This window comes from Halostagnicola kamekurae (assembly GCF_900116205.1).
Classification (GTDB): Archaea; Halobacteriota; Halobacteria; order Halobacteriales; family Natrialbaceae; genus Halostagnicola; species Halostagnicola kamekurae.
Genome location: NZ_FOZS01000001.1, coordinates 557,987 through 583,931 on the forward strand (window position 1 = coordinate 557,987; position 25,945 = coordinate 583,931).

Annotated in this window: 29 protein-coding genes and 1 pseudogene; 19 read left to right on the top strand and 11 right to left on the bottom strand. The window is 62.9% G+C overall.

What is annotated here, in order from left to right; all coding sequences use genetic code 11:
* Positions 1 to 186 precede the first annotated feature (186 nt).
* Positions 187 to 1,341, top strand: coding sequence for a thiamine pyrophosphate-dependent dehydrogenase E1 component subunit alpha (locus BM348_RS02745; protein ID WP_092901624.1), 1,155 nt, complete (start codon positions 187 to 189; stop codon positions 1,339 to 1,341).
* A gap of 11 nt (positions 1,342 to 1,352) precedes the next feature.
* Here BM348_RS02745 and BM348_RS02750 read toward each other — a convergent pair whose 3' ends face one another.
* Positions 1,353 to 1,787: a hypothetical protein gene (locus BM348_RS02750; protein ID WP_092901627.1), complete on the bottom strand. Its 435-nt coding sequence runs from the start codon at positions 1,785 to 1,787 to the stop codon at positions 1,353 to 1,355.
* A 254-nt stretch (positions 1,788 to 2,041) separates the two neighbouring features.
* Between BM348_RS02750 and BM348_RS02755 the strand changes: the two genes are divergently transcribed.
* The 3 genes from BM348_RS02755 to BM348_RS02765 all read left to right on the top strand — a co-directional run bounded on the left by BM348_RS02755 (position 2,042) and on the right by BM348_RS02765 (position 3,816).
* Positions 2,042 to 2,302, top strand: coding sequence for a hypothetical protein (locus BM348_RS02755; protein ID WP_092901630.1), 261 nt, complete (start codon positions 2,042 to 2,044; stop codon positions 2,300 to 2,302).
* A gap of 89 nt (positions 2,303 to 2,391) precedes the next feature.
* Positions 2,392 to 3,357, top strand: a complete 966-nt coding sequence (locus BM348_RS02760) for a hypothetical protein (protein WP_092901633.1) — start codon at positions 2,392 to 2,394, stop codon at positions 3,355 to 3,357.
* A gap of 9 nt (positions 3,358 to 3,366) precedes the next feature.
* Positions 3,367 to 3,816: a hypothetical protein gene (locus BM348_RS02765; protein WP_092901636.1), complete on the top strand. Its 450-nt coding sequence runs from the start codon at positions 3,367 to 3,369 to the stop codon at positions 3,814 to 3,816.
* Between the two features lie 20 nt (positions 3,817 to 3,836).
* On the opposite strand, the pseudogene BM348_RS02770 reads toward BM348_RS02765, so the two are convergent.
* Positions 3,837 to 4,184 (bottom strand): annotated as a pseudogene (locus tag BM348_RS02770) (restriction endonuclease); the annotation flags it as partial.
* 64 nt (positions 4,185 to 4,248) lie between these two features.
* On the opposite strand from BM348_RS02770, the gene BM348_RS22340 reads away from it, so the two are divergent.
* Both BM348_RS22340 and BM348_RS02780 read left to right on the top strand, forming a co-directional pair.
* Positions 4,249 to 4,443, top strand: a complete 195-nt coding sequence (locus BM348_RS22340) for a hypothetical protein (protein ID WP_394328089.1) — start codon at positions 4,249 to 4,251, stop codon at positions 4,441 to 4,443.
* 210 nt (positions 4,444 to 4,653) lie between these two features.
* Positions 4,654 to 4,911 (top strand): HalOD1 output domain-containing protein, encoded by a 258-nt coding sequence (locus BM348_RS02780; RefSeq protein ID WP_092901639.1) that lies wholly within the window; start codon positions 4,654 to 4,656, stop codon positions 4,909 to 4,911.
* A gap of 63 nt (positions 4,912 to 4,974) precedes the next feature.
* Here the strand turns inward: BM348_RS02780 and BM348_RS02785 are convergent, their stop codons facing one another.
* The 5 genes from BM348_RS02785 to BM348_RS02805 form a co-directional block, all read right to left on the bottom strand.
* Positions 4,975 to 5,301: a DUF7344 domain-containing protein gene (locus BM348_RS02785; RefSeq protein WP_139231130.1), complete on the bottom strand. Its 327-nt coding sequence runs from the start codon at positions 5,299 to 5,301 to the stop codon at positions 4,975 to 4,977.
* Positions 5,302 to 5,404: 103 nt separating this feature from the next.
* Positions 5,405 to 6,073, bottom strand: coding sequence for a helix-turn-helix domain-containing protein (locus BM348_RS02790; RefSeq protein ID WP_092901645.1), 669 nt, complete (start codon positions 6,071 to 6,073; stop codon positions 5,405 to 5,407).
* Between the two features lie 148 nt (positions 6,074 to 6,221).
* On the bottom strand, positions 6,222 to 7,622 hold the full coding sequence (locus BM348_RS02795; protein ID WP_092901647.1) for an FAD-dependent oxidoreductase: 1,401 nt from the start codon (positions 7,620 to 7,622) through the stop codon (positions 6,222 to 6,224).
* 335 nt (positions 7,623 to 7,957) lie between these two features.
* Positions 7,958 to 8,392, bottom strand: coding sequence for a TM2 domain-containing protein (locus BM348_RS02800; RefSeq protein WP_092901649.1), 435 nt, complete (start codon positions 8,390 to 8,392; stop codon positions 7,958 to 7,960).
* An 89-nt stretch (positions 8,393 to 8,481) separates the two neighbouring features.
* On the bottom strand, positions 8,482 to 8,940 hold the full coding sequence (locus tag BM348_RS02805; protein WP_092901652.1) for a DUF2085 domain-containing protein: 459 nt from the start codon (positions 8,938 to 8,940) through the stop codon (positions 8,482 to 8,484).
* Positions 8,941 to 9,229: 289 nt separating this feature from the next.
* Here BM348_RS02805 and BM348_RS02810 point away from each other — a divergent pair, with 289 nt between their 5' ends.
* The gene (locus BM348_RS02810; protein WP_092901655.1) at positions 9,230 to 10,225 is read left to right on the top strand and encodes a linear amide C-N hydrolase; all 996 of its coding nucleotides are present in this window, start codon (positions 9,230 to 9,232) and stop codon (positions 10,223 to 10,225) included.
* A 374-nt stretch (positions 10,226 to 10,599) separates the two neighbouring features.
* Here BM348_RS02810 and BM348_RS02815 read toward each other — a convergent pair whose 3' ends face one another.
* The gene (locus tag BM348_RS02815) at positions 10,600 to 10,806 is read right to left on the bottom strand and encodes a hypothetical protein (protein ID WP_092901658.1); all 207 of its coding nucleotides are present in this window, start codon (positions 10,804 to 10,806) and stop codon (positions 10,600 to 10,602) included.
* A gap of 284 nt (positions 10,807 to 11,090) precedes the next feature.
* Here BM348_RS02815 and BM348_RS02820 point away from each other — a divergent pair, with 284 nt between their 5' ends.
* From BM348_RS02820 to BM348_RS02845, 6 genes are all read left to right on the top strand, one after another.
* A complete protein-coding gene (locus BM348_RS02820) occupies positions 11,091 to 11,804 on the top strand; it encodes a glycosyltransferase (RefSeq protein WP_092901661.1) in 714 nt (237 codons plus the stop codon).
* Positions 11,805 to 11,930: 126 nt separating this feature from the next.
* Positions 11,931 to 13,100 (top strand): AI-2E family transporter, encoded by a 1,170-nt coding sequence (locus BM348_RS02825; protein ID WP_092901665.1) that lies wholly within the window; start codon positions 11,931 to 11,933, stop codon positions 13,098 to 13,100.
* Positions 13,101 to 13,126: 26 nt separating this feature from the next.
* On the top strand, positions 13,127 to 13,591 hold the full coding sequence (locus tag BM348_RS02830; protein ID WP_092901668.1) for a copper resistance protein CopD: 465 nt from the start codon (positions 13,127 to 13,129) through the stop codon (positions 13,589 to 13,591).
* A 134-nt stretch (positions 13,592 to 13,725) separates the two neighbouring features.
* Positions 13,726 to 14,154: a hypothetical protein gene (locus tag BM348_RS02835; protein ID WP_092901671.1), complete on the top strand. Its 429-nt coding sequence runs from the start codon at positions 13,726 to 13,728 to the stop codon at positions 14,152 to 14,154.
* Between the two features lie 48 nt (positions 14,155 to 14,202).
* Positions 14,203 to 15,177, top strand: coding sequence for a phosphogluconate dehydrogenase (NAD(+)-dependent, decarboxylating) (gene gnd / locus BM348_RS02840; protein WP_281244658.1), 975 nt, complete (start codon positions 14,203 to 14,205; stop codon positions 15,175 to 15,177).
* A 327-nt stretch (positions 15,178 to 15,504) separates the two neighbouring features.
* The gene (locus BM348_RS02845; RefSeq protein ID WP_092903564.1) at positions 15,505 to 16,992 is read left to right on the top strand and encodes an MATE family efflux transporter; all 1,488 of its coding nucleotides are present in this window, start codon (positions 15,505 to 15,507) and stop codon (positions 16,990 to 16,992) included.
* A gap of 81 nt (positions 16,993 to 17,073) precedes the next feature.
* Here the strand turns inward: BM348_RS02845 and BM348_RS21070 are convergent, their stop codons facing one another.
* Positions 17,074 to 17,238 carry a hypothetical protein gene (locus tag BM348_RS21070; protein WP_175507087.1) on the bottom strand — a complete coding sequence of 55 codons (165 nt, stop codon included), beginning with the start codon at positions 17,236 to 17,238 and terminating at the stop codon, positions 17,074 to 17,076.
* A gap of 208 nt (positions 17,239 to 17,446) precedes the next feature.
* On the opposite strand from BM348_RS21070, the gene BM348_RS02855 reads away from it, so the two are divergent.
* Positions 17,447 to 17,836 (top strand): hypothetical protein, encoded by a 390-nt coding sequence (locus BM348_RS02855; protein WP_092901680.1) that lies wholly within the window; start codon positions 17,447 to 17,449, stop codon positions 17,834 to 17,836.
* Positions 17,837 to 17,905: 69 nt separating this feature from the next.
* On the opposite strand, the gene BM348_RS02860 is transcribed toward BM348_RS02855, so the two are convergent.
* Together BM348_RS02860 and BM348_RS02865 are read right to left on the bottom strand one after the other, a co-directional pair.
* Positions 17,906 to 18,679, bottom strand: a complete 774-nt coding sequence (locus BM348_RS02860; RefSeq protein ID WP_092901683.1) for an enoyl-CoA hydratase/isomerase family protein — start codon at positions 18,677 to 18,679, stop codon at positions 17,906 to 17,908.
* 128 nt (positions 18,680 to 18,807) lie between these two features.
* Positions 18,808 to 20,331: a sulfatase gene (locus BM348_RS02865; protein ID WP_092901686.1), complete on the bottom strand. Its 1,524-nt coding sequence runs from the start codon at positions 20,329 to 20,331 to the stop codon at positions 18,808 to 18,810.
* 176 nt (positions 20,332 to 20,507) lie between these two features.
* On the opposite strand from BM348_RS02865, the gene truA reads away from it, so the two are divergent.
* From truA to BM348_RS02890, 5 genes are all read left to right on the top strand, one after another.
* The gene (truA, locus tag BM348_RS02870) at positions 20,508 to 21,419 is read left to right on the top strand and encodes a tRNA pseudouridine(38-40) synthase TruA (RefSeq protein WP_092901689.1); all 912 of its coding nucleotides are present in this window, start codon (positions 20,508 to 20,510) and stop codon (positions 21,417 to 21,419) included.
* A gap of 35 nt (positions 21,420 to 21,454) precedes the next feature.
* Positions 21,455 to 21,697, top strand: a complete 243-nt coding sequence (locus BM348_RS02875) for a hypothetical protein (protein ID WP_092901692.1) — start codon at positions 21,455 to 21,457, stop codon at positions 21,695 to 21,697.
* Positions 21,698 to 21,808: 111 nt separating this feature from the next.
* Positions 21,809 to 23,620 carry an oligoendopeptidase F gene (gene pepF, locus BM348_RS02880; RefSeq protein ID WP_092901695.1) on the top strand — a complete coding sequence of 604 codons (1,812 nt, stop codon included), beginning with the start codon at positions 21,809 to 21,811 and terminating at the stop codon, positions 23,618 to 23,620.
* A 246-nt stretch (positions 23,621 to 23,866) separates the two neighbouring features.
* Positions 23,867 to 25,099 (top strand): proteasome-activating nucleotidase Pan2, encoded by a 1,233-nt coding sequence (gene pan2 / locus BM348_RS02885; RefSeq protein ID WP_092901698.1) that lies wholly within the window; start codon positions 23,867 to 23,869, stop codon positions 25,097 to 25,099.
* Positions 25,100 to 25,460: 361 nt separating this feature from the next.
* Positions 25,461 to 25,940: a pyruvoyl-dependent arginine decarboxylase gene (locus tag BM348_RS02890; protein ID WP_092901701.1), complete on the top strand. Its 480-nt coding sequence runs from the start codon at positions 25,461 to 25,463 to the stop codon at positions 25,938 to 25,940.
* Positions 25,941 to 25,945 lie beyond the last annotated feature (5 nt).

The window sequence follows — 25,945 nt, forward strand, 5'->3', positions numbered from 1 at the left end:
CGTACCTACGGGTGCCATCCGTATACCTGTGGCCCAAACGGCAGTCCGGGCACCGCGTTCTGTCCCACCGCGTTCAGCCCCGACGCGTTCTGGCCCACCGCGTTCGAGCGAACGTGTTCGAGACGGCGACGGTCACGCTCGCGCACTCGATTTTAAGGTGATCGGCTCCCTCCGTGGGAGTATCCGATGTCACGCGACGTACTCGACCGGGCACCCGACGATCGCGTGCAGATCCTCGACCCGATGGGCGAGGTCGTCGCCCCCGACCTCCTGCCGGACCTCGAGGAGTCGACGCTGCACGCGATGTACCGGGATATGAAGTTCTGCCGGCGGTTCGACGAGCGGATGATCAGCCTCCAGCGCCAGGGCCGACTCGGGACCTATGCCTCGCTCGCGGGCCAGGAGGGCTCCCAGATCGGGTCGACCTACGCGCTCTCCGACGAGGATATGCTCTCCTTTCAGTACCGCGAGCACGGGGCGGTCGTCTCGAGAGACCTCCCCTGGGAGTACCTGCTGTACTGGATGGGCCACGAGGACGGCAACGCCGCGCTGGCGGACGTGAACGTCTTCCCGCTGAACATCTCGATCGCCGGGCACATCCCCCACGCGGTCGGCTGGTCGTGGGCGGCCAAACTCCGGGGCGACGAGCGCGTCGGCGTCGTCCACTTCGGCGACGGTTCGACGAGCGAGGGCGACTTCCACGAGGCGATGAACTTCGCGGGGGTCTTCGACACCCCGACGGTCTTCCTGTGTCACAACAACCAGTGGGCGATTTCGGTGCCCCGCGAGCGACAGACTGCGAGCACGACCATTGCCCAGAAAGCCGACGCCTACGGGTTCACGGGCGTGCAGATCGACGGGATGGACCCCCTCGCGACCTACGTCGTGACGAAGGCCGCTCGAGAGAAGGCCCTCGACTCGCCCGACGAAGCGTCCGGGGACGGCGACGCCGCAGATTCGGCGGCGAGCGATCGCTTGCGACCCACGCTCATCGAGGCGGTCCAGTACCGCTTCGGCGCACACACCACCGCGGACGACCCGAGCGTCTACCGAGACGACGAGGAGGTCAAGGAGTGGCGCGAGCGCGACCCCATCGACCGGTTCGAACTCTATCTCCGGAATCGGGGACTCATCGACAACGGCCACATCGAAGCCGTCGAGTCGGAGGTCGAAGAGACCCTCGAGGACCTGCTCGAGCGGACCTCGGAGTACGAACCCGATCCGCGGGAGATGTTCGAGTACACCTATGCGGAGCCGACGGAACGACTCGAGGACCAACGGGCCCACCTCGAGTCGCTGCGCTCGACCCACGGCGACGACACGTTACTCGAGGACGAGTAGGGATCGGCGGTTTACTTCTGGCTCTCGGTTCGGTCGGGGTCGCTGTCGCGCTCGCTCCAGCGCTGGTAGGCGACCGGATCGGGGCCGCGGACGGTCGTGACGCCACCGCCGCGATCGATCAGCATCGGCACGTCGGTATCGGGGCAGTTGCTCGAGGGAGGAGTGCCCTCGCTCGAGGAGCGCTCGTCCGGTGGCTCGGGGCTCTCCGATTCCGGGTCGCAGAGGAGTCGCTTTGCCCACCGGGCTTCCGCCCGGATCTCGCGGACGTGTCGTCTCACCGCGCGGGCGCGCTCACCCTCGAGGCTCGCGAGCAGGCGTTCGGCCTGCGCATCGATTCGCTCGAGGCGGTCGCGGGTGGTCGATGAAGTGCCTCGAGTGTCCGCAATTTCGTTCGGTGCGTTCGGTCTGTCGGGGCTTTCAAGTCCCGATGAGTCGTCGTCGTACATGGCTTCCGTAGTGTGGATACGGGAGCTACCACGGATCGGTGGCCAAACACCGATCCACTTCTCGAGCGATTATCTCGGCTCGAGTCCAAACTGTAGCTTCCGCATCACTATCTCCGTGCTATCTCACTTAATATCTTTGCATATGCAAATATTTAGATTCGCAAATGATTGTCTAAAAACTTCTAGATGCGCATATACGTGTGTTTTCGTTCGCATGAGAGGGTTCTATTGCCGAGTAGCACGCGAACCGTGGTATGCGCGAACGCGCTGACTGGATGGTTCCAACCGACGACGCTATCTTGGAATACGTGCGCGATGCGGGCGAGGTCCCACCGGCGGTTATTGGCCGCAACATCGAATCGCATCCGAACTACGCCGGACAACGGTGTCGGCTGCTCGCCGAGCACGGGTTGCTCGATCGTGAAAGCGACGGCTATTACTCACTTACCCCGTTGGGGCGTCGATATCTGGATGAAGAACTCGAGTCGGGAGCGTTGGATACTGACGGCGCGTAACTGACGAGTCGCTCTCGTCCCACGTCGTCCGGGGGCGCAAGTCAACAGAACAACTATATTCGTGGGGGTCCCCAATTTCGTGTACGACCATGCTCACTCTAAGCGACGAAGACGACCTCCTCGAGGACATCATGGAGGGAGTTGAGATCGCTTTAGCTCGGACCGGGTTCGATGGGGAACACGTCGACCCGATCACGGTTAACAAATTGGCATACCTCGCTATTCAGGAGTTCGAACCGCCGATAACCTACGGCTGGTACAAGTACGGCCCCGCACCGGTAAACGTCGCACGTCGGACTGTCGACCTGACGCCGCGACCGCTGGCGGAGGTTCCTGCTGCAGATGAACCGCGTGTTCGGGACCCAACGGGGAAGATACTCAGTCCCAGAGAGTACTCGCACTTCTTTAGCTCCGATCTCGAGGAATTCCAGCATATCCTTGAAACACCGACCAAAGAGTACCTGGTCGAGTTCTACTTCGATCACGCACCGGACGAGTATCGCGATCTCTACATCGCGAGTGCGGAACTCCAACAGGTCCTCGACGAAATCAAAACGCCGGCGTGGCACGCTGACGCTACCGGGTGTCGCACTCGACTCGAGCGGCGGTTCCCGCGGCTCGTGACTGAGGTTCACTCACACGACATCCTCAGTGAGTCCGTCTCAGCGGTAGACGCTTACGAACGAGTCGTGACGAGGATCGTTGCGACTGCGAGCGAGCAGGGCGAACTCTCGGAGTCACAGCAGCGTTTTATCAATCGGGCCGTCGACCACTTCTACAGCACCGTCTGGAAATATGTCGCACTTCTCGTCTCTCGAGACACTGTCGATCGCTCTCCCGGAACGAACCAGCGGGCGCTTCGGAACAACATCGAGAGCGATCTTCGAACGATTAGAGACGAGTGGGAGGTCGAACTCGAACGACTCGAGGAGCTGGCGACTGGATTCGACCTCTACTCGGAGTTGGGGGCGACTGCGCAGAGTGTCGACCATTACGACGGAGATGACGAATCCGGAACGGCGTCGGTAGACGAGATGTTGGAACTTATCGAGTGAGTAGCCACGATGCGTACTCATACACTGGATTCGGACACAACTGTCGCTATTTTTGACGCGACCGCTGCCAAATCGCTCTTCGATGATCTCGGGAAGAAAACCACCCTACAGCGACAGTTTCTCACCCGTCTCCAGAACGCACTCGAGAGCCAGACCCCTCATACGTACGTCGAGAAACCGTTTCGCGGCGTCGACAACGTCGATCAGTTTCGGGCCGGAGACATCATGCGGGGTTACTGCGTGTTCGCCGATGAACCACCCGCGTACAACATCTTTTATTTTCTGCAGATAACGGACCACGAGTACGACGCCTATCCGGTCGCGAAGTACGACCGCAAAGCGGGTGCAATCATCGAGACACTGCAGTCGCTCTCGAGCGAGGTCGCCGTCGAACAGTATCTCGAGGAACATGACGCCCTCCGGGTCGACGATGTCGAACGGTTGCGATCCAAATTATAGTGTGGCGCTCACGGCAGTTCCTACTCCGAAACCGCTGCCTCCACGATTTCGATTTCCTCCTCGTCAATCCGTACAGTTCGTAGACGATTTCGTCGATCAACGTCCGTCTTCTCGATTTTCTCCTCGAGTTCCTCCGCCCATGCTTTCGTCTCGAAATAACTCTCTAACCCGTCTCGCACGTCGTCAACGGCGAGGGTGAGCTTCCACAGACGGTCGACGGGCTAGTTGGTCTTGGTGGCGGTCTCGCGGAAGTTGGCGAAGCCGCCAGCCTCGTCGACGGCGACGGGGACGAACGCCTCGATCAGGTCGGCTTCGGTTTCGGTGAGGTCGGAGATCTCGAGAGCCGGCAGGAACTCAGTTTCGGTGTGCCATGGAGACGGTTGTGAGCACAAAACGTATTAGGTGTAAGATGTGAACAGAGTAGTAATATCAATGCTCAACTGGTTACGATCCCGCCCCTTTGCACAACAACTACTAATTCTCGCGGTGATCTGTGATCCGATCGGATTCGCCGCGGGGTATCTCCTGGCACCGTCACTCGGCCTCGACCCTTTTATGGGAGGCGTGTACGGACTCGTCGCGGCGAGCCTCCCGGTTTCGTTCTGGGTTCTCACCCAGAATAACTGACGCGATCAGTCACTCAGGACGCGGCAAGCGATGGCTTCGAGAAGCCACACGGCGTGCTCGAGAGCGATGTTCACTGGCGAGCGACGCATCGAACATCTATTGGTGTTCGGTGCGTTCTAGTTCTACAATATTTCACGATATCAATCAGGTTTGGCGCGTTTCCGACAGTTTTAGACCAGTGGGTGCGAGTCCGATACGTAGAGAGATTTGATGTACTCCAACGAACTGACGGAGTCAAAGTGTATCTGGGACCTCCTCGATGCAGTTGCGGACCTGAAGGGCGTCGAACCACATCGCCTGCCGCCGATTTACCATACGATCGATCCCGAGCCGGTTGCGGCGCTGATAAACGGCTCCGGCGCTCATTTCGAGTTGACCTTCGAGTACGAGGGATTGCAGATCCTGGTGACTCGAGACCGGTACCGGATCAGCGCCGACGGCGAAATCGCAGTCGACGCGAACTGGTAACGCCGGTTCGTATCAGACACTGTGCGTCTCTGAGATGGCTGTGGGTCGCCATCTGGTCTTGTTTTACTGAGAGCGATACGTTTCTGCGATCGCTTCGAGGTCGTCGACTTCTGCCGGAACGGTCACCTCACCCGATTCGCGCGCGTACGAGATCAGTCCCGAATCGGCCAGTTTCGGCAGGTGGACGTGATACAGTGCGACTCGAGCGGAACGGACTTGCGCGTCGGTCGGCTCCCCGCTTGCACCGTCCGGTGATCGAGCGGCGATTCGAGACGCCAGTTCGGAAACGTCGAGCGGTTGCTCTTCGGCCAGAATCGAGAGTGTCTGTCGGCGATACCTGTTCGCAACGTCGGTAAACGACGGCATCGTCGACGGAGTTCGTGAATTCATAGGTATTCAGTAGCAGATCTGGCTAGGCGACTCCGATGGAGAAGGGGCAGGCCTGTACTATCAACCCCTTATTTAGGGGGGCGTATCCGTGGTCCTGCGATAGTCACGTCGGCTGACTCGGCTCGCTGGCGCTCACGATGAGCGTGTTCGCGATCAGCGACCGGTGTGCGCGATGGAGCCGCTTCGAGAGCGACTGTTGTGTGATGTCGAGTTCGGCCGCAACGTCCTCGAGCGACGCCTCTCGAGGGGTTTCGAAGTAGCCGGCTTCCCAGGCCGCGACCAGCGCCGACTGCTGTTTCGACGTGAGTCCGTACTGGCCGCCCGTTTTCGGCTGGGAGAGATCGTACAATCGTCGAAGGTCGAACGCGATGTTGCGTTCGTGACAGTAGCGCTGAAACGTATCCAGTTCGTCGCGGTCGTCGAACCTGATGCGCAGTTCCCAGCGCTCGTTTGAGCCGGTCGCCTCGAGGACGACGGCTTCGATTTCGGTGTAGATGTAGACGATCGATTCGACGTGGCGGGTCCACTCCGCGCGGTAGAGTGCGGTCTCCTGAAATTCGTCGAGTTGCTCGAGGTTGCGTATCGACGGATCCTTCGCGACCGCGTCCTCGAACGTGCCGAAGTTGACCTCCGAGACCCAGAAGTAGGGAGTGAGCACCTCCTCGGTCGCGACGACTCGTTCGATTTCGATTACCATCTCCGAAACCGCGTTCAGGGTTTCGTGCAGCGCGAACGCGTTCGAGGGGACGTGAAACTCCCCGAAGACACTCATACGCTCGATTCGAAGTACCCGAATATAAGCACCAAGATGTATAGTCCCCCGTTCGGTCGTCTGATACGGGTAAAACTCCCGATTTGTATATCTCGCCAATATGTTCGCGCGGCCCCGATCGCGGGCCGGTGGCCGTTCGACTCGCTGCTCAGTCGTCGGTGGCCGGGCTGGTAACGGTCTGTGCCTCGTCGTCGGCCGCGTCGTCATCGTCGTCGATTCGCGGGAAGTTTTCGATGGTGTCCTCGCGAAGGGCGGCTTCGTCGAACTCGTACTCGCCATCGAGGAACTCGAGCACCCGCTCGGTGTCCTGCAGGGCGTTTTTCAGGCACGTCGACGCGCCGGGCGAGGGCGTGATGTTGAAGATGATGTCGTCGCCGACGATCTTCGCCTCGCCCATGTCCAGAGACTTGTTTTTCGTATCGACGATCTGCGGTCGAACGCCGCCGTAGCCTTTCGCGCGTTCGATGTCTTCGAGTTCGGCGCTGGGGACGACCTTCTGGACGTGCGGGAGGAACTGGCGTCGTCCGACCTCGGGGAGGTCGTAGACGAGGTTCCGGAGCACGTACGGCAGGAGGACCCGATCGGAGAGGATGTTGGCGTAGCTGAGAAACGCCGCCGCGTTCAGCCCGAACACGTCGAGGAAGTCTTTCACCGTCGAGATTCGGCCCCGCTCGAGCGTCGGCACGAGTTTCGCGGTCGGACCGAATCGGGTGATCGAGTCGTCGTGGACGTCCGCGTCCCCGTGGACCGCGGCGAAGGGCAACTTCTTCATCTGGAGGGTGTAGACCTTCCCGTTCAGGAAGTCGTCCGCGAGGAAGAAACTACCCGCGATGGGAAGCAACACCTTGTCCTGTCCGTAGCCCAGTTCCTTGGCTATCTGGAGGCTGTGGGAGCCGGCGGCGACGACGGTCGCTTCGCAGTCGAACCGACCGTTCGTCGTCCCGATGGTGTAGCCGTCTAAGGTCTCCGTGATGTCTTCAACTTCCGTTCCGGTGTAGACGTCGACGTTCGCCTCCTGTTCGGCCTGTTCGACGAACGACTTCGTCGTCTCGCCGTAGTCGACGACGTAGCCGTCGGGCGTCTGGAGCGCGAGCATCTCCGTCGAGGGGTCGCGTCCCTCGACGACCTTCGGTTCGATCTCTGCGATCTCCTCGCGATCGATCGCCCGAAGTTTCGGGAAGAGGTCGCCGAATCCCTCGTCCTCGTAGCGTTCCTCGAGTTGTGCGACCTCCTCGTCCCCGACGCCGAGGACCATCTTGGACCGCTTCGAGTGCATCTCGCGGTCGGGGTCGTGATTCTCGAGGTAGCCGGCGAGCAGTTCCGCACCTTCCTTTACGTCTTCGGCCTTCTCGAGCGTGTAGTTCGTCTCTATGTCGCCGAAGTGCAGCGTCTGGGAGTTGTTCGTGACGTCCGAGTTGATCGCGGCGAGTTCCGACTCTTTCTCGATCAGCGCGATGGACTCGATATCAGTGAACTTCGCAGTCGTGTACAGCAGGGATGCACCGCTGATACCGCCACCCACGATGACGAGGTCGTATTTGCCAGACATGATTTTGGTCGCTACTTTCGTGAGTGCACTCCACACGGATAACTCATATTCTTTCAACCGACATTACGTCGATCGACGAAATGAGAATCGACGAAGTGGGCGTTCGCGCCGAAATCGCGACGCTTCGTCGTCTCTCGAACGCAATCGTCCGGCAATCGTGTCGGTTGAAACGGCGTCGGCGCGGCTGCTCGAGTGTAGCGAATCCACTCACCGGCGGATCGTGAAGCCTGAACGAACTGGCCAGCGTGAGCCGGAAATCGAAAAAATTCTCGGCCCGGTTCGGTCGAATACCGCTCGAGGAGTGTGATCGGCTTCGTGTGCGGCCGGAATCCGTCTCAGAACTCGCCGAAGATGCTCCCGTCGGCGTATTTCTCCTCGTACTCCGCTTCGTCCGCGACGAGCATCAGGATCCCTTCGACCAGTCCGAGCAGAGCGGGAATTCCCGTCCAGAAGAAACACAGATACAGGACGCCGTACTTGATGTTCCCCTGGTAGAACTTGTGTGCCCCGACGAAGCCGACGACGATCGCCAACACGCCGGCGACGACCTGATCGGAGCTGGTTTCACCGGACGACTGCTGTCTGACACCACATTCCGGACAGATCTCCGCGTCTTCTTTTATCAACTCGCCGCACTCGGTGCAGTATTTCTCGTCTGCGGCTCGCTCTCCGCCGTCAGTCACGAGCGGCGTCTCCTGGCTCGCACCGCAGTTCGGACAGCGCGCCGTGTTCCCCTCGATATGGTCCCCACAGTTGGTACAGTCGGTCATCAGTGTTCTGACGAAAATTCACACACCCCTCATAAAATAGCATCTATATGATCTCAATCATATCAATAAGACATACATTATTCGACTGCCTAATTATCAGTGAGGGAAATAGAAAGCAGTACTCCGGCGGCGACGCCGTACCCGATTCCAACGGCGATAACCCGAAGGTCGCCGGCGAGGAGCAGGCCGAGGAGACCGCTTCCGTACCCGATTCCGAGCAGGAATCCCGTCGCCGTTCGAACCGGGTTGTATCCCCGTCGGTCGGTGAACGTCGTGAGCGTCCAGTCGATCAGCGCGGGGAGCGGAAAGAGGAGGACGACCGGGAGACCGGTGAGCGACTGGCTCGCCACACCGCCCTCGAGCACGGAAGCCAAAACCGCCACGAGGATACCCGGATAAATCCCAAGACAGCGCGCGCAGACGTGGATCTGTCGACCGAAGACGACCGGCGCGTAACACCGGTGGCGCTCGGACGGCAGGTGATGTGAGAGCAGATACGGCCACGTCCGTGCCAACCCGGTCCGTAGCTCCGATCGGTCGATCCCCATACCCTCTTTCGGTTGCCGTGGCGACTAAAACGTACGTCTCTCTCGAGGTCTTTTCTGACAGTCGAGGGCCGAGTCAATTCCGTGTGAGGTTGTGGACCGAGAGAACCACACCGGACGCGTCACCCGTCCGATCGTCGCGCGCTCGTTTCCGAACTCGAGAGACCGTCACCTTCCCAGCCAGAACGTATCAGTTCGGACCGAATGCAACTTATGGCCCTGATCGATGTAGGCCAGAGTTATGTTCTGGCTTACGACACACAACGGCCGGGTGACCGGAGGGAGACCGTAGATGTGTACGCGATTAGTGTATCTCGGTCCCGAGAATATCGTGCTCACTGGCCGGTCGATGGACTGGCACGGAGAGATCGGAACGAACATCTGGTGCTTCCCACGCGGGATGGAGCGAACAGGCGAAGTCGGTCCGGCCTCGATGCGGTGGACCGCTGAGTACGGCAGTGTCGTCGCATCCGCGTACGACATCGCGACGACCGACGGGATGAACGAGGCGGGTCTGGTTGCGAACGTCCTGTGGCTCACCGAATCCGACTATCCAGAGTGGGATGGCGACAGACCCGGGTTGTCGATCTCGCTGTGGGCGCAATACGTCCTCGACAACTTCGCGACGGTGGCCGAAGCAGTCGAGAGTCACCGGAAAGAAGAATTCGTGGTCGTTTCCGACGAAATCCCGGACGAAGGCCGGTTGGCCACCCTCCACCTGTCCGTCTCGGATGTCACGGGTGACAGTGCCATCTTCGAGTACGTCGATGGCGAGTTGACGATCCACCACGGTCGGGAGTATCAGGTAATGACGAATTCCCCAACGTTCGATCAACAGCTCGCACTCGACGAGTATTGGTCGGAGATCGGCGGAACAGTCATGTTACCGGGGACGAGCCGCCCGGCTGACCGATTTGCCCGCGCAAGTTTCTACGTGGACGCGATTCCGCAGACCAAGAACCGGCGAGCCGCAACGGCGAGCGTCTTCGGCGCGATCCGTAACGTCTCCGTGCCGTACGGGATTAGTACGCCGGATGCACCGCATATCTCCTCGACGCGTTGGCGCACGGTCGCCGATCACCGTGACCGTCGCTACTACTTCGAGTCGGCGCTCTCTCCGAACGTTTTCTGGCTGGACCTCGAGGGGATCGACTTCGAAGCCGATGCCGGAGTTCGATCGCTGTCGCTCGGTGAGAACCAGGCGAACGTCTTCGCCGGCGATGTCGTCGACGAACTTGTCGAGACCGAGCAGTTCGAGTTTCTCGGTGTCCCGGCTCGAGCGGGCTAATCCCAGCTGCTCCCGGCGCGTTCTTACGGAAAGTCAAGGAGAAAAGCTCCGTCCTTTAGGGCGGACCACGATATCCCAACGACGTCGGGAATCCTCGACCTCGAAAACGCGAAGGGCATTCCCCTTCAGGGCGAGGAAGATGTAAATACGGACACATCGGCAGTAAGTGCTGTTTGCGACCAGCCGTTCGCAAGTACGGAACCAATCGAGAAACGGCGTAGTACAAGCGTAACGAGTAAATCGATGGCCTCGGCACTCATAGGGCTCGTCACGACCGGTTGCCGAGACCGGTTCGGAGCGGACCCATCGTCATCGGCCGCTCGAGTCTACGGCGGCCGTCGAAAAGTCAGTTCGGATCCCAGGCGAGTACACGTTTATTCGGATTCGCTCGAGGCCGGCGTGACGAACGCGGAGTTGCAGTCGTCGATCAGGTTCTCGAGGCGGTCTCGATTCTGCGGACAGAACGTCCGCTGAACGCGTTCGGTCGGGGTGGCCCGATCTCGAGTCGCTCGGCGGCCGGGTGTGGTCGGTGTTCGGTTCGAGATTTGCGTCGTCTGTGTTTGCAAGTTTCGTGTGCTCATGTCGGTCGAGTGCTGGGGTGTGATTCGGTGTGTCCGACGGCGGGTACTGGAAGCCGTCGTGTCGCTGAACTGGCCCGAGAGTCGTCTGAAGGAAGAGTGTCACCGTGGTACGTGTACGACCGACATCTGTACTTTCCCCTTCTGGCCCGAGCATTATAAAAGTTCATGATATACTTCGCCAGTGAAGGGGTTCGTGTCACTCAGCGGTCGCTGACCCACCCTGCACACCGGATCAACAGTCGCATAGACAACAATTACAACGCACGCGGTGAGAGTCTCAATCGATGAGTGCGAGTAAGACGACCGCTGAGAGGGGTTCGCGAGGCGAATCCCTCGAGCCGGTCGTCAGTTTCGTCGTTCCCGCGCGAAACGAGGCCGAGTACATCCGCGGCACCCTCTCGAGTATCGTCGGACTGGATACCGCCTATGCGTACGAGGTGATCGTCGTCGACGGCGGATCGACCGACGGGACGGCCGACATCGCACGCGAGTACGACGTGACGGTCGTTTCGGACGGCGGTTCCGGCATCGGCCCCGCCCGAGATCTCGGCGCAGACTACGCCACCGGCGACTGGCTGGCGTTCGTCGACGCCGACACGCGCGTCCGGGCGAACTACCTGACGGCGATGCTCGGGTACGTCGAAGCCGAGGGCGTGGCCGGGGCCAGTTCGGCCTGTCGGATCACGGGCCCCTATCGGGCGAAGCTGATGGAGGCGACGATCAACCACGTCTTTCCGCGCCTCGAGTTGCCGATCCTCCCCGGCTTCAACTGTTTCGTTCGCCGGGACGCCTACCACGACGTCGGCGGCTTTCCGAACGTACCCAACGAGGATACGGCGTTCAGTCGGCGACTGGCCCGCTCGTACGACACGGGCTACTGCGCTCGCGCGCTCGTCGAGAGCTCTGGGCGGCGAATCGCCGACGCGGGACTGACGGGGACGCTCTGGCACTACGGCCGTCTCGACGTCGAGCGGGTTCGCGCCGGCTCTCGAGGGTGACTCTCGACCGGCGTTCGACGCGCTCGAACGCGGCTCGAATACGTGACGGGGTCTCGTTCGTGTGCTGAAACGCTCGCTCGTGATCAGTCGGGAGAGTGAAATACTCCACCTGCCTTACAGTGAGATATGGAATTCGATCGCCCCTTCGCCCGCCGAGCGGGCGTCGGAGTACTCGTTCTCGCACTCTTTGCGGTCGTCGCCTACGTCGCCGTTCGATTCATCGCGGTAGTCGTCTTCTCGGTCTTTCTGTACTACGCCGTTCGCCCGATCTTCCGCTCGCTCGAGCGTTTTGCCCTCCCTCGCCGTCTGCGAGCGGGGCTCGCGCTGGTTCTTTTCGGCGTTCCACTCGTTCTCCTGGTCGGCTATACGATCGCCATCGTCGCGCTCGAAGCCCAGTCGATCCTCGAGGTCTACGACGTTCACGGACCGGCGTTCGTCGAGACGCTCGAGCGCGTCGGCGTCGGCGACTTCGAAGAGCTCCAGTCGATTCTCTCCGGTGCGATCTCACAATCTTCGCTCAGCGTGATCGGCGTGAGCGTTCTCGGAGCACTCGGCGTCCTGAGCAGCGCGTTCGTCCAGTTACTGATCCTCGTCGTCCTGACCTACTACATGCTCGTCGACGGGTCGCGATTCGTCTCGTGGCTCCTCGAGCGCTTCGACGACTCCGGCGTGATGGGCGAGTACGTCCGCGCCGTCGATCCGGAGCTGTCAATGACGCTCTTCGGAAACATCGTCAACGTGTTCGTCACCGCGATCGTCGGCGTCGCCACCTTTTATGCGTACAACTTCTTCGCGCCGGCGGCCGTCGCGGTGCCGTTTCCGGAACTGCTCGGGGCGCTTGCCGGCGTCGGGAGTCTCATCCCGGTCGTCGGCATAAAGCTCGTCTACCTTCCGGTCACCGCCGTACTCGCCGCGAACGCGTGGATCTCCGGCGACCTGTCGTTGCTCGTTCCGGTCGGCATATTGCTCGTCGTCAGCGCCGTCGTCGTCGATTTCATCCCCGACTTTTTCATCAGAGCGCACATCAGCGGCGACCAGACCCACACCGGGATGTTGCTCGTGTCGTACGTCGTCGGCCCGGTCGTGTTCGGGTTTTACGGGCTCTTCTTGCTCCCGATCGTCCTCATTCTCGTCATCAACGCGACGTACGTCCTCGTGCCCTACGCGCTCTCGGGCGAGGAACCCGGGACGAGACAGGCGCGGCTCCGGGAGTACGCCACTCGAGGTGGGGAGCCGACCGCCGAGACCCCTTCCGAGAGGCGTTCGAAGCCGGTCGAGCGAAAGTCGGAACCCTGATACGGTCGCTGTCTAACCAGTTCCATATGGTCGACGTTCTTCTCGCACGAACGGCACACCTCGTCTTTGCTGCGCTGTGGGCCGGCAGCGTCTTCTACGTCGCGTTCGTCGTCGTTCCGCTGGCTCGAGACGGCGCCTTTAATTCCACAGCGCCGCTCGAGACCATCTCCGGAAAGCTCGCGACGATCTCGCGAACCAGCTCCCTCGTGCTCTTTCTCTCGGGGAGTCACCTCGCGGCCGCCGTCTACGACTCAAATACCCTGTTCTTTTCGCTCCGGGGTCGACTCGTCCTCCTGATGGTCGCGCTCTGGCTCGTGTTGACCGCACTCGTCGAAGTCGCTACCAAACGATTCGAATCCGGACTCAACGGCAAGAAAATCCGCGAGCCCGCCCGGGACGCGCTTCCGTTGTTCCGCGCGGCGGCGATCGTGAGTGTCGCGTTGCTCCTCGTCGCGGGGGCGCTCACAGGCGGCATCGCCCGCTTCGTGTAAGTTCCGCTCGGATCCAATAACTGTCCGTTTTCCTGAACGTCGTCTGACGCATGTCTGATTTCCGGTCCGAAGAATTATCAATCGAACATATTCCGACGAAAGATACTTAGTTGATTGCTATACAGTAGTGAACGATGATCAGGGGGAAAGACGTCGCACTGTCCGCGCTCGTCGTCGGCTCTGCCGCGGTCGCCGGGTACGTGTTACGGTCGGGTCGATCCAGCACCACCGCCGCGCGCTCGAAGGCCGACCTCGGGGCGCGCGTGGTCGAGGACGTACCGGTCGACGCGACCGTTATCGACGCCTCGAGCCGCTCGCTCCACGACATCCCGGGCGCGAAAAAGGCGATCCGTCGAGCGATTCGAAACGACGCTCGAGAGGAGTGGGAACACGTCACGATCGAACGCGACGGCGCCTGGTCGGTCGTCGACGCGATCCGCGACTCGCTTCCCTACCACGAAGGGCGGTCGGACGGATACAACGGCGTCTACGTCTGGTACGACGGCCGAGTCGTCGTCCTCGACGCGATCGGCTGGGCGCGCCTCGAGACGCCCATGCAGTAGGGGCCCGACATCGCGTTTACCGTCTCTCGAGCGGGTTTCGATTCCATTTTGACGACAGATCGGCTCCATCAGCGCCGCGGTCGAATCACAACCACTACCTCCCCTGCCCGTCCAGCCTCCGGTATGCAACTGGGCGTAATCGGACTCGGACGGATGGGTCAGATCGTGGTCGATCGGGTACTCGCTGCTGGACACGACGTGGTCGCGTTCGACCTCGACGACGAGGCGGTCGCGGCGGCCGCGGAGGCGGGCGCCGACCCCGCCGATTCGATCGATGACCTCTGCGAGCAACTTGAGGGGACGAAACGGATCTGGCTGATGGTCCCCGCCGGCGCGGCCGTCGACGCGACGCTCGAGGAACTCGAACCGCACCTCGAAGCCGACGATATCGTCGTCGACGGCGGCAACTCGAAGTTTCAGGATTCGGTTCGGCGTGCCGAGTCCTGTCCCGCGGCCTATCTCGACTGTGGTACCTCCGGCGGCCCCGCGGGCGCAGAACTCGGCTTCTCGCTGATGGTCGGCGGACCGGAAGCGGCCTACGCGGAACTCGAGCCGATCTTCGACGCGGTCGCGACCGGCCCCGACGGCCACGGCCACATGGGTCCCGCGGGCTCGGGCCACTACGTGAAGATGGTCCACAACGGCGTCGAGTACGCGCTGATGCAGGCTTACGGCGAAGGGTTCGAACTCCTCCACGAGGGTCGCTACGACCTCGATCTCGAGAACGTCTCTCGAGTCTGGAACAACGGCGCGGTGATCCGCTCGTGGCTGCTCGAACTCTGCGAGGAGGCGTTCCGCGAGGAGGGGACGGATCTGGGCGACGTCGCGGATCGGGTCGAGGGCGGCTCGACCGGAACCTGGACGGTTCAGGAAGGCCTCGAGCAGGAGGTTCCCGTGCCGCTGATCTACACGGCGCTGGCCGAGCGGTTCGGCTCGCGGGCCGACGAGGGCCGGTTCTCGCGACGGCTCGCGAGTCGGCTCCGCTACGGCTTCGGTCGCCACGAAGTGCCCCGAGAGGAGTGACTACCGCCGACGAACACGCGCCGGTCCCGACCGATCGTCGCACTCGTTGACGCTTCAAAATATTGATCACCTCGCCGCTCATCTGTCGGGTCAGTGCCCGACGATTCCCGCGATTCAGACGATAGTCCGTCTCGAGGGGCGGACGACCCTCCAGCGAGCGACGATGCGCCGACGGGGAATTCGTCGCCCGACGAGTCGCTTCCCCGATCGGGGACGGAGTCGACCGCGGACTCGAGCGACGACGGATCGTCGAACTCGTCGGACGCCGATTCGGACGCGGGTTCGTCGGAAAGCGACTCGAGCGTTCCGTTTACCCCCTCGAGTTCGATCACGGAGGGCTCGCTCATCGAGCCGCTCTTTCACCTGGCGTGGCCGATCGTCGTCATCCAGCTGCTGCAGGTCACCTACAACGTCGTCGACACGCTGTATCTGGGTCGGCTCTCCGCGGACGCGGTCGGTGCGATCAGCCTCGCGTTCCCGCTTATCTTCCTCCTGATTGCCGTCGCCGGCGGCTTTACGACCGCGGGGGCGATCCTCGTCGCCCAGTACATCGGTGCGAGAGGTGACCGGTCGGCGGGATTGGTCGCGGGCCAGACGGTCTCGTTCGTCGCCGTCCTCTCGGTCGCGATCGGGATCGCCGGCTACTTCTACACGCGACCGGCCCTCGATGTCCTGCCGAGCGATCCAGAGACGGCGGCCGCGGTCGTCCCGCTCGCAGCGGACTACATGGAGGTTATCTTCCTCGGGATGCCGTTGATGTTCGGATTCTTCGTCTTCTCGGCGCTCATGCGGGGCTACGGCGACACGCGGACGCCGATGCTCGTGATGGTCATCTCCGTGGCCGTCAACGTCGTCCTCGATCCGATCTTCATCTTCGGTTTCGATAGCAATCCGCTGGTCGGCTGGCTCGAGACCCTCCCCGTCATCGGCGCGCTGGATTTCGCGGGTTTCGAAGCCGCGGTCTACGCCGCGACCGGCTTTTCGGGCTGGGGGATCGAAGGTGCGGCCATCGCAACGATCGCCGCCCGCGGCGCGGCGACGCTCGTCGGACTCTGGATCCTGTTCGCGACGACCCGCGGTCCGGCGGTCTCGCTCGAGCACCTCCGACCGGACCTCGAGTTCATTGAGGACATCGTCCGTCTGGGCGTCCCGAGCATGGTCGAACAGTCGACGAGCGCGCTGGCGATGATCTCTCTGACCGCGATGGTCGTCACGTTCGCGCCGCCGGTCGTCGCCGCCTACGGCCTCGGAAACCGGCTCATCTCGCTGGTCTTTCTCCCGGCGATGGGACTCGGGCGGGCCATCGACACCGTCGTCGGGCAGAACCTCGGCGCGGACAGGGCGGACCGAGCGGGTCGCGCCGTGCGACTGGCCGCGACGACCGGTGCCGGGGTGATGATCCTCGTCGCCGTGGTCGCGGTCACGTTCACCGAACCGATCGTCAGCGCGTTCCTCGGCGACGTCGAAGACGCGCCTGAAACCATCGCGCTGGGTGTCGAGTACGTCCAGATCCGTTCGGTCGAGTTCGCCTTCATCGGCGTCTCGCAGGTGATCCTCGGCGCGTTCCGGGGAGCCGGAAACACGAAGACCGCCATGGTCCTCTCGATTCTGACCCTCTGGGTGGGTCGCGTCTCGAGCGTCTTCGTCCTCGTGTTCGTCTTCGATATGGGCGCCACCGGCGTCTGGATCGGGATGGCCGTCGGGAACGTCCTCGGAGCGATCGTTGGCGTCGGCTGGTTCGCCCGCGGGACCTGGCGAAACCGGTACATCGACGACCCCGAGCCAACACCCCGCGCTGAACCGATGGAAGACTAAGCCGCTCGCGCCGCCGATAGCACCGTCTCGTTTCGCCACAACACGCGCGCCAGACAGACGATTGAGAACGATCGAGACGACTCAGGACGGATGCTGGTGGCCGATCTTCTCGGCGACGATCCCGGGAACGGGCGTCGCACACTGCCTGCACTTCCACGTCCGCCCCGTGGTTCCGCGATCGGAAACGAGGTCTTGCTTGTACTCGAGGACCGCGCCACACGTACACTGATACGTCGTGCGGGACATCGCCGCGGTGTAGGTCCCGCGGCCGCTTAAGCGTACAGCCGGCCTCAGCACGTTCTTTCTCGCCGTCGAGTTGCGAGATCGGTTCGAGGGGTCGATACTCGAGCCCGACCCGTGAGGTGGGTGCTCGAGCCCGGCTCGCGAGATCGATTCGAAGTCGGGTATCGAGACCGGCCGACCATTTATATACCGTTCCGCGGCCAACGAGCCCATGGTAGATCGACCGACAGTCGACCGCCGAACCGTCCTGCGAACGATCGGCACGAACACTGCCGCCGCGCTCGCGCTCGTCTCGAGCGCGAGCGCGACCGATACCGAGCGAGCGGGCTCGGACACCGAAAAACAGCGAGAATCCACGACCGAGTGCGAGGACATCCCCACCGTTCCCGAGTCGGCGGCGAACCCGCCCGAGTCGTACGTTTCGACCGTCGACCGCATCGTCGACGGCGAACACGTCGTCATCTTACTCGAGGACGGCACCCGGACAGTCGATCAGATCGTCGTCCCGGCGGCGGAGCATCCGTGTCTCGAGGAAAACGATCGGATCGTCGCGACCGTTGCGGACGACGACCTGCGCTGTTTCCGGTGGCTCGCCGAGTGATCGTCGCCTCCGGACGAAACCCGCACGCTGGGGCCGATATCGCCGCTGAACCCCACCACTGGCGGCACTCTACCGTCCGCTGAAATCCGGCTCGCGGTCTTCCGTAAACGCGGCGACGCCTTCCATCATGTCCTGCGTGTGGAACATCCGCTCTTGCTCGCGCGCCTCGAGGTCGAGTTGCTCCTCGAGCGTGTTGGCGTTCGACCGGAGCAGAAGCCGTCGAATCGAGGAGTAGACGCGAGTCGGGCCGCTCGCGAGCGTCGTCGCGCGTTCGTGAACTCGTTGGTCGATGTCCGCGTCGCTCACGACTTCGGTGAGGAGCCCGATATCGGCGGCCTCGCTGGCGGAGAGGATGTCACCGCTCATCAGCAGCTCCGTCGCGGTGCGAACGCCGACCAGCCGCGGCAGGATGAACGTCGCGCCGGTGTCTGCGGTCAGGCCGATGCTCGAGAACGAAAAGCCGATGCGGGCGGACTCGGCGGCGTAGACGAAATCGCAGGCGGTCGCGAGCGACGCGCCGGCACCGATCGCGGGCCCGTCGACCTTCGCGATCACCGGTTTCGAGCAGGTCATGATGGCTTCGACCGCGGCGTGAAACCCTCGGTCGATCGATTCGGCCGTCGGCGTCGAGCCGACGCTCGAGAGATCCGCACCCGCACAGAAGGCCTCGCCCGCGCCGGTCAGGACGAGACACCGAACCTCGTCGTTCGCGTCGAGTTCGCGGAACGCGGCCGCGAGGTCCTCGGTATCGGACTCGCTGACCGCGTTCTTCCGGTCCGGATTCGATATCACGACGGTCGCGTAGGACTCGGCTTCGTGGATCTCCGTCCGAATAGTTGCCATACTACACAGTCACGCTCGAGACCCGTATAAAACTCGGCGAACGGCTTTCAATCCCCCGGCCGTTTGTCGCGGATCGGCTCGATCGGCTCAATCGGCACGTCACGACGGCCCGGGCTGAGTGATCGCCTTTACAGATAGCCCAGATCCGCCAGCCGTTCTTTCGTTCCCGCGCGCATCGAGACGCTTTCCGTGCCCGTCTCGCTCACGACCGACTCGAGGTCGCCGAGTCGCTCGTCGAGTCGACGGATCAGTGCTTCGCGTCTATCACGCTGCTGTCCGTTTCTCGAGTCTGCGTCCGGCTCGGCACAGAGGTTGCGCTGTTCGTGGGGGTCCATCTCGAGGTCGTGGAACCGCTCGAAGCCGTCGTCGCCGCGGACGTACTTGGCGTCGTGCGTTCTGATCGCCTGCAGTCGGCGGTCGAACGCCCGAACGCGGTCCGGCACGTCGCCGAACCGAGCATCGAGGCGGTCAATCGAGGGCTGTGGAGCGACGTACTCGGCGAAGATTGCGTCTCGAGTGCCTGTGTCCGAGGTGGGATGCATCGACCGCCCCTGACTCTGCTCGGCGAACGCGGGGTCCTCGATGCCGGTCGCCTCGAAGAGGGTCTCCGGGAGGTCGAGCAACTGAACGAGGTCGCGTCGCGTGCCGCCGCCGGTGAACTCGCCGCCGTGGATGACCAGCGGGACGTGCAACAGGGTGTCATAGAGGTTGTACTGATGGCCGAAGAAGTCGTGCTCGCCGACGTGCTCGCCGTGGTCGCCACAGACGACCAGCAGCGTCTCCTCCCACTCGCCGGTCTCCTCGAGCGCGCGACGCAGTCGCGCGATCTGCCGGTCGACGTAGGCGAGTTCGGCCCGGTAGAGGCCCCGAAGCATGGCGAACTCCCGGTCGTCGATCTCGTAGTCTTCGCAGTCGTAGGCCCGCGGATCCTGCCGAACCGCCGTGGCCGCTTCGTAGCTCGCACCCTCGGGGAGATGTCGCTCGGCGAGTTCCCGCGGTGGGTCGTAGACGACGTGCGGTTCGATGTAGTTACAGAACAGGAAGAACGGCGAGTCGTCGTCCCGTCCCTCGAGCCAGTTCTCGACCCACGTCGTCGTTCGATCGGCCCCGTCGTCGCCCGCCGGCTGGAGCACCTCGCTGTAGAGGATGTTCGTCGCGTTTACCAGGGGGTTCCCGTGAAAGAGGTTCTCGCGGGTCGCCTCGAGTTTCTCGCGAAGGTCCTCGCCGCGAACGACGGCGCCCATATCGTGTTCGGACTGAACGTACTGCCAGCCGCGCCGGAGGTGATCGAGCCCGCGGTCGAAGCCGAACTCCTCGGTGATCCAGGTGTTGTTCGAGACGCCGACGGTTTCGTACCCGGCGTCAGCGAAGACCTCGGGAAGCGTTCGAAGCGACTCGTCCAGAAAGGGGTGGTGCCCGTGCGTTCCGTGCTCGGAGGGATACGTCCCGGTGAACATCGAAGCGTGGGAAGGCAGCGTCCACGGTGCCGTCGCAAACGCGTTCTCGAACGCCGTCCCCGCCGTCGCCAGTCGGGACAGCGCCGGCATCGTTCGATCGCTCACGCTCGTCGCTCGAGCGGTGTCGAGAACGACGAAAACGACGTTTCGAGGACACTCATGTGGCTCGGGTTCACTTCGTGTTAGCGAGTCCATAGTATGCACCCTCCACCTCCCGCGGGGAAGGTCACCGACCCGGCACGCGCAGGTCGCTCATGCCGGTCTGGCGTTTTTCGACCGCTCTCTCACGGACCGGTCGAACTGTTGATCGATATCCACGGTGGAGTCAACGGAGCTAACACGACGGGTGGCGTGACTCGAATCGAACAGTGATGCGCGCCTTCCGGATCGCCTACGACGGCACCGACTACTTCGGCTTCCAGCGCCAGCCCGACGTGCGAACCGTCGAGGACACGATCTTCGGCGCGTTGAGACGACTCGAGATTCTCGCTCCCGACGCCGACAAACCCGACGGCTACGCGGCCGCCGGTCGAACCGACGCCGGCGTCTCGGCGCTCGCACAGACCGTCGCCTTCGACGCACCCGACTGGCTCACGCCGCGAGCGCTAAATAGCGAACTGCCCGCGGACGTCAGGGCGTGGGCCAGCGCCGACGCGTCGCCGTCGTTTCACGCGACACACCACGCCAGCGAGCGCAGATACGTGTACCACCTCTACGCGCCGGCAGAGTCGCGGTCGACTGCGGCCCTGCCGGAGCCGACCGACGACGCACAACCGTCGAGGCGTGAGACTGGGGACGCGACTCGCGTCGAGGACGACCGATTCCGCGCCGCACTCGAGGCCCTGTCTGGACCCCACGACTTTCACAACCTGACGCCCGACGACCGAAACACGGAGCGCTCGCCGACGCTCGAGGCGACCCGCGACGGGCCGTTTCTCGTCGTCACCGTCTCGGCGGGCGGCTTCTCGCGCGAACTGGTCCGCCGGCTCGTTTCGCTCGCCCACAGCGTCGGCTCGGGAGAGACGCCGCTCGCGAAGGTCGATCGGGCGCTCGCGGACGAACCGCTGGCGGGCCACGACGGGATCGCTCCGGCGCCGCCAGAACCGCTCGTGCTCGCAGCCGTCGAGTACCCCGACCTCGAGTTTACCGTCGACGAAGCGGCGGCGACGAGCGCGCGGCGGATCTTCGACCGTCGGCGAGTCGAGCAGCGAACGGTCGCGCGGGTCTCGAGACAGCTCCGTGACGGACTGTCGGCGGACTCACACGGCGGCTCCGAATGGTGAGTGGGTTTATACGATTCGGGCGACGACCACGAGGTATGGAACTGTCCCCCGAGGAGTACGGCGCGTACTGGCGCGCCTCGCTTTTCGTCTCCGCGGGGGTGCTCGTCGCGTATCTCGGATATCGCGTCACCGCGCCGCTTCTCGCTCACTCGCAGGCGGGCGCGACGCTGTTCGGCGTCTTCTTGCTCGGCGCACTCGTCGTTTCCGGGGGCTATCTGGTCGTTCTCGGTATCGCCCGAACGGTTCGGACCGCCGTCGACGCCGAGATGCGCGGCTAGGAGACGACGGCACGTCGTTTGCGGATCACCGTCTCTGATCGGCCGTCGCTCTCAGACCCGTCGTCACCCGGCTTCGGTAGATTTTCACAGCTTCGGTCCGAAATCAGCGCCATGAGTTCTGTACCGGACCGCTCCGAAATCGACCGGGAGTACACCTGGGACCTCGAGAGCATCTACGGGAGCGACGAGGAGTGGGAGGAGGCGTACGCGGCGGTGAGCGATCGAATCGAGGAGTTGGCGAGCTACGAAGGCCAGACCACCGACGACGCCGAGACGTTACTCGCGGTTTTCGAGCTTCGAAACGACATCATGCGCGAGGTGTCGACGGTGGCCGCCTACGCCCGCATGCGACGCGACGAGGACACGACCAACCAGGAGTATCAGGCCCTGACCGCCAGATCCCAGTCGCTGGCAGCGGAGGCACAGTCCGCCGCCTCGTTCATCGAGCCCGAACTCCAGACGCTCACGCGATCGGAGTTCGAGTCGATGACCGACGAGGAGCCGGCACTCGAGACCTACGACCACTACGTCGACGACGTGTTGCGGATGAAACCGCACACGCGTTCGGCGGAAGTCGAGGCGCTCCTCGCGGACCTGAGCGAAGTGACGGGAGCGACCGGCGAGGTCTACAACATGCTCTCGAACGCGGACATGTCGTTTCCGACCCTCGAGGATCCCGATGGCGACGCAGTCGAGATCACCCAGAGCAACTTCACCAACCTGCTCAAACGCCCCGATCGGGAGTTCCGACGGCGGGTGTACGAAGGCTACTTCGACGAGTGGGAAGCGGTGCGAAACACCGTCGCGGCGTCGTACAAAAACAGCGTCAAAGCGGACGTCAAGACCGCACAGGCTCGCAACTACGACACCGCACGCGAAGCCGCACTCGACGGCCCGAACGTCCCCGTCGAGGTCTACGATACGCTGGTCGACAGCGTCGACGACAACCTCGATAAACTCCACCGCCACGCCGAACTCAAACGCGAGGCCCTCGAGGTCGACGAACTGCAGATGTGGGACCTCTACATGCCGTTGACGGGCGGGGAAGGACCCGACGTCGGCTACGACGAGGCGACCGAGTACGTCGTCGACGCCGTCGGGCCGCTGGGCGAGGAGTACCAGTCCCGGGTCGCCGAGGGTCTCGAGTCGCGGTGGGTCGATGTCTACGAGAACGAAGGCAAACAGTCGGGCGCGTATTCAGGTGGCACCTACGACACCCAGCCGTTCATCCTGATGAACTACCAGGACGACATCGCCTCGATGTACACGCTGGCCCACGAACTCGGCCACTCGATGCACTCTCAGCTCACCAAGGACGAACAGCCCTACGTCTACTCGAGCTACGAGATCTTCGTGGCCGAAGTCGCCAGCACGGTCAACGAGGCCCTGCTGACGAACCACCTGCTCGAGACCGTCGACGATCCGGCGTTCCGAAAGGCCGTCCTCAACGAGTTCCTAGAGCGCGTCCGCTCGACGCTGTACCGCCAGACGCTGTTCGCCGAGTTCGAACACGAGGCCCACCGGCTCGAGGAAAACGGCGAGCCGCTCACAGCGGATCGACTGGACGACCTCTACTACGGGCTCAAAGAATCGTACTACGAGCCCGCCACCGTCGACGAGCGGATCGCCCGCGAGTGGATGCGCATTCCGCATTTCTACCGCGCGTTCTACGTCTACCAGTACTCGACCGGCATTTCCGCCGCGCTCGCCATCGTCGACGGCATCCTCCCGGACGGACCCAGCAGCGAGCCGGACTGTACCGCCGCCGAGAACTACCTCGAGTTTCTCCGTCGCGGCTCGCGGGAGTACCCGCTCGACCTCCTGCGAATCGCGGGGGTCGATATGAGTTCGAGCGATCCGATCGACCGCGCGCTGGCGACCTACGGCGACCGCCTCGACGAGATGGCGGCGCTGCTCGAGTAGCCGAGAGCGCTCTGTCAGGTCCCGTCTACATTTTCGATTCTATTGACCCTCGCTTCTCGAGATTCTGTCCCGTTCGTTCGTCGAATCTCTCTCGTCGACAATTTCCCGTGACCGGCCAAGCGAACTCCATCGTTTCCCCTCGGTGGCACCCGAAACGGTCGTATCACCCACGGCTTCCGGCCTGCCGAAAACCAACCGCGACCCAAAGGCACATTTATCGTGGGAATCCTAACGACGTACATCACGATGTCTCGAAGCCCATCTGTTCCTGAGCGACCACATCGCGAGATCGATCCCGATCTCTCCGATGACGAACGGCTCGAGGCGCTCCGTGGACACTTCGAAGATCTCACCGAGGTCCGAGATCAGCTGTCCGAGCAGCTCGACGCTGCAGAGGAGCGCCGCGAGCAGTTACGAGAGAAAGTAAACTCCGTCGAGCGCGAAAACGAGACGCTCAAAAGCTCCTCGCTTTACATCTCGACCGTCGAGGACGTCCTCGAGGACGACGAAGTCGTCGTCAAACAACACGGCAACAACCAGGAGGTTCTCACCGACGTCTCCCCGCGGATCGCGGAGTCGGTCGAGAGCGGCGATCGAGTCGCCGTCAACGATTCGTTTTCGATCCAGACGGTCCTGGACGCGGAAACCGACGCCCGCGCACAGGCCATGGAGATCGCCGAAAAGCCCGACGTCTCATACGACGAGATCGGCGGCATCGACGAGCAGGTTCAGGAAGTCCGCGAGGCTGTCGAACAGCCCCTTGACGAGCCCGAACTGTTCGAAGACGTGGGGATCGAGCCGCCGAGCGGCGTCCTCCTTCACGGACCGCCGGGAACCGGTAAGACGATGCTCGCGAAGGCCGTCGCAACCGAAACCGACGCGACGTTCATCAAGATGGCGGGCTCGGAACTGGTCCGCAAGTTCATCGGCGAGGGCTCCCGGCTCGTTCGGGACCTCTTCGAGATGGCCCGCGAGCGCGAACCGGCTATAATCTTCATCGACGAGATCGACGCCATCGCGACGACGCGAACCGAGTCCAAGACCTCCGGGGACGCCGAGGTCCAGCGAACGATGATGCAACTGCTCTCGGAGATGGACGGCTTCGAGGCCCGCGGCGACATCAGGATCATCGCCGCGACCAACCGCTTCGACATGCTCGATCGCGCGATCCTCCGCCCTGGCCGCTTCGACCGACTCATCGAAGTTCCCGAACCGAATCAGGAGGGACGCGAACAGATCCTCGAGATCCATACGCGGGAGATGGCCGTCGACGACGGGATCGATTTCGCCGATCTCGCGGCCGAAACCGAGGGCTACTCCGGTGCCGAGATCGAGAGTCTCGCGACCGAAGCCGGCATGTTCGCCGTTCGAGACGACCGGACCGAGGTGCGCCACGAGGACTTTACGAACGCCATCGAGAAGATCGAAGACGACGACTCGAGCGACGTTATCTCCTCGGCCGGCTACTTCTACCAATAGCCACCGACCATTTGCGCTGCGGTCTGTTTCGCTGGCGGCCGGGACTTCCGAGCCTTCGTTCGTTTCACTCACGAAGACCTCCTCCTTCCCCACCGCTCGTCTCACTCGCTTCAGATCAATCGTCGGCTCGCTCGTTCGCTCTGGACCAGTGATCTGCTCGCTCGTTCGCACCGGACCAGTCGGTCAGCCCGCACGTTCGTCCGGTTACTCGCGGCGCGTATCGGTGTGACCGCCTGCCCTTCCCCGTCTCGTGACGCCCTCAGGTTTTCGGGCGTCACTCGTGGCCACCGTCCTTTGTCTTCACGAATCGAGGCTCCCCCGAATCGCAACGCCTTACGCGATCGATCCCTGAGATCGGACAATGAGCACGATTCGAATCGTCTGGGGCTCCGCCTCGGCCCCCACGGCGATGGCATCCTACGACGCAGCGCTCGCCGAGGCCGGCGTCGAGAACTACAACCTCGTCGCCGTCTCGTCCGTTATCCCGGCCGATACCGCCGTCGAGGCCGTCGGCACCGCGCCCGACCTCGGGCCCGCCGGCGACCGACTCACTGTCGTCGAGGCTCGAGCCACGACCACCGGTCCGGGGCGGGTGAGCGCCGGACTGGGGTGGTCCCAGTCGGCGGACGACGGACCGGGGCTGTTCTACGAAGCGGGGGGTGAGACCGACGGTGAGGACGTCGAGACGCGCGTGCGAGAGGGACTCGAGAGCGGACGGGCGCTTCGCGACTGGGACTTCACCGAGCCGCGCGTCCGCGTCGAGAGCGCGCAGGCGGCCGCCGGTACGTACACGACGGCGATCGTGCTGGCGGTCTACGGCGACGGCGATCCGATCGTCTGAGTTGT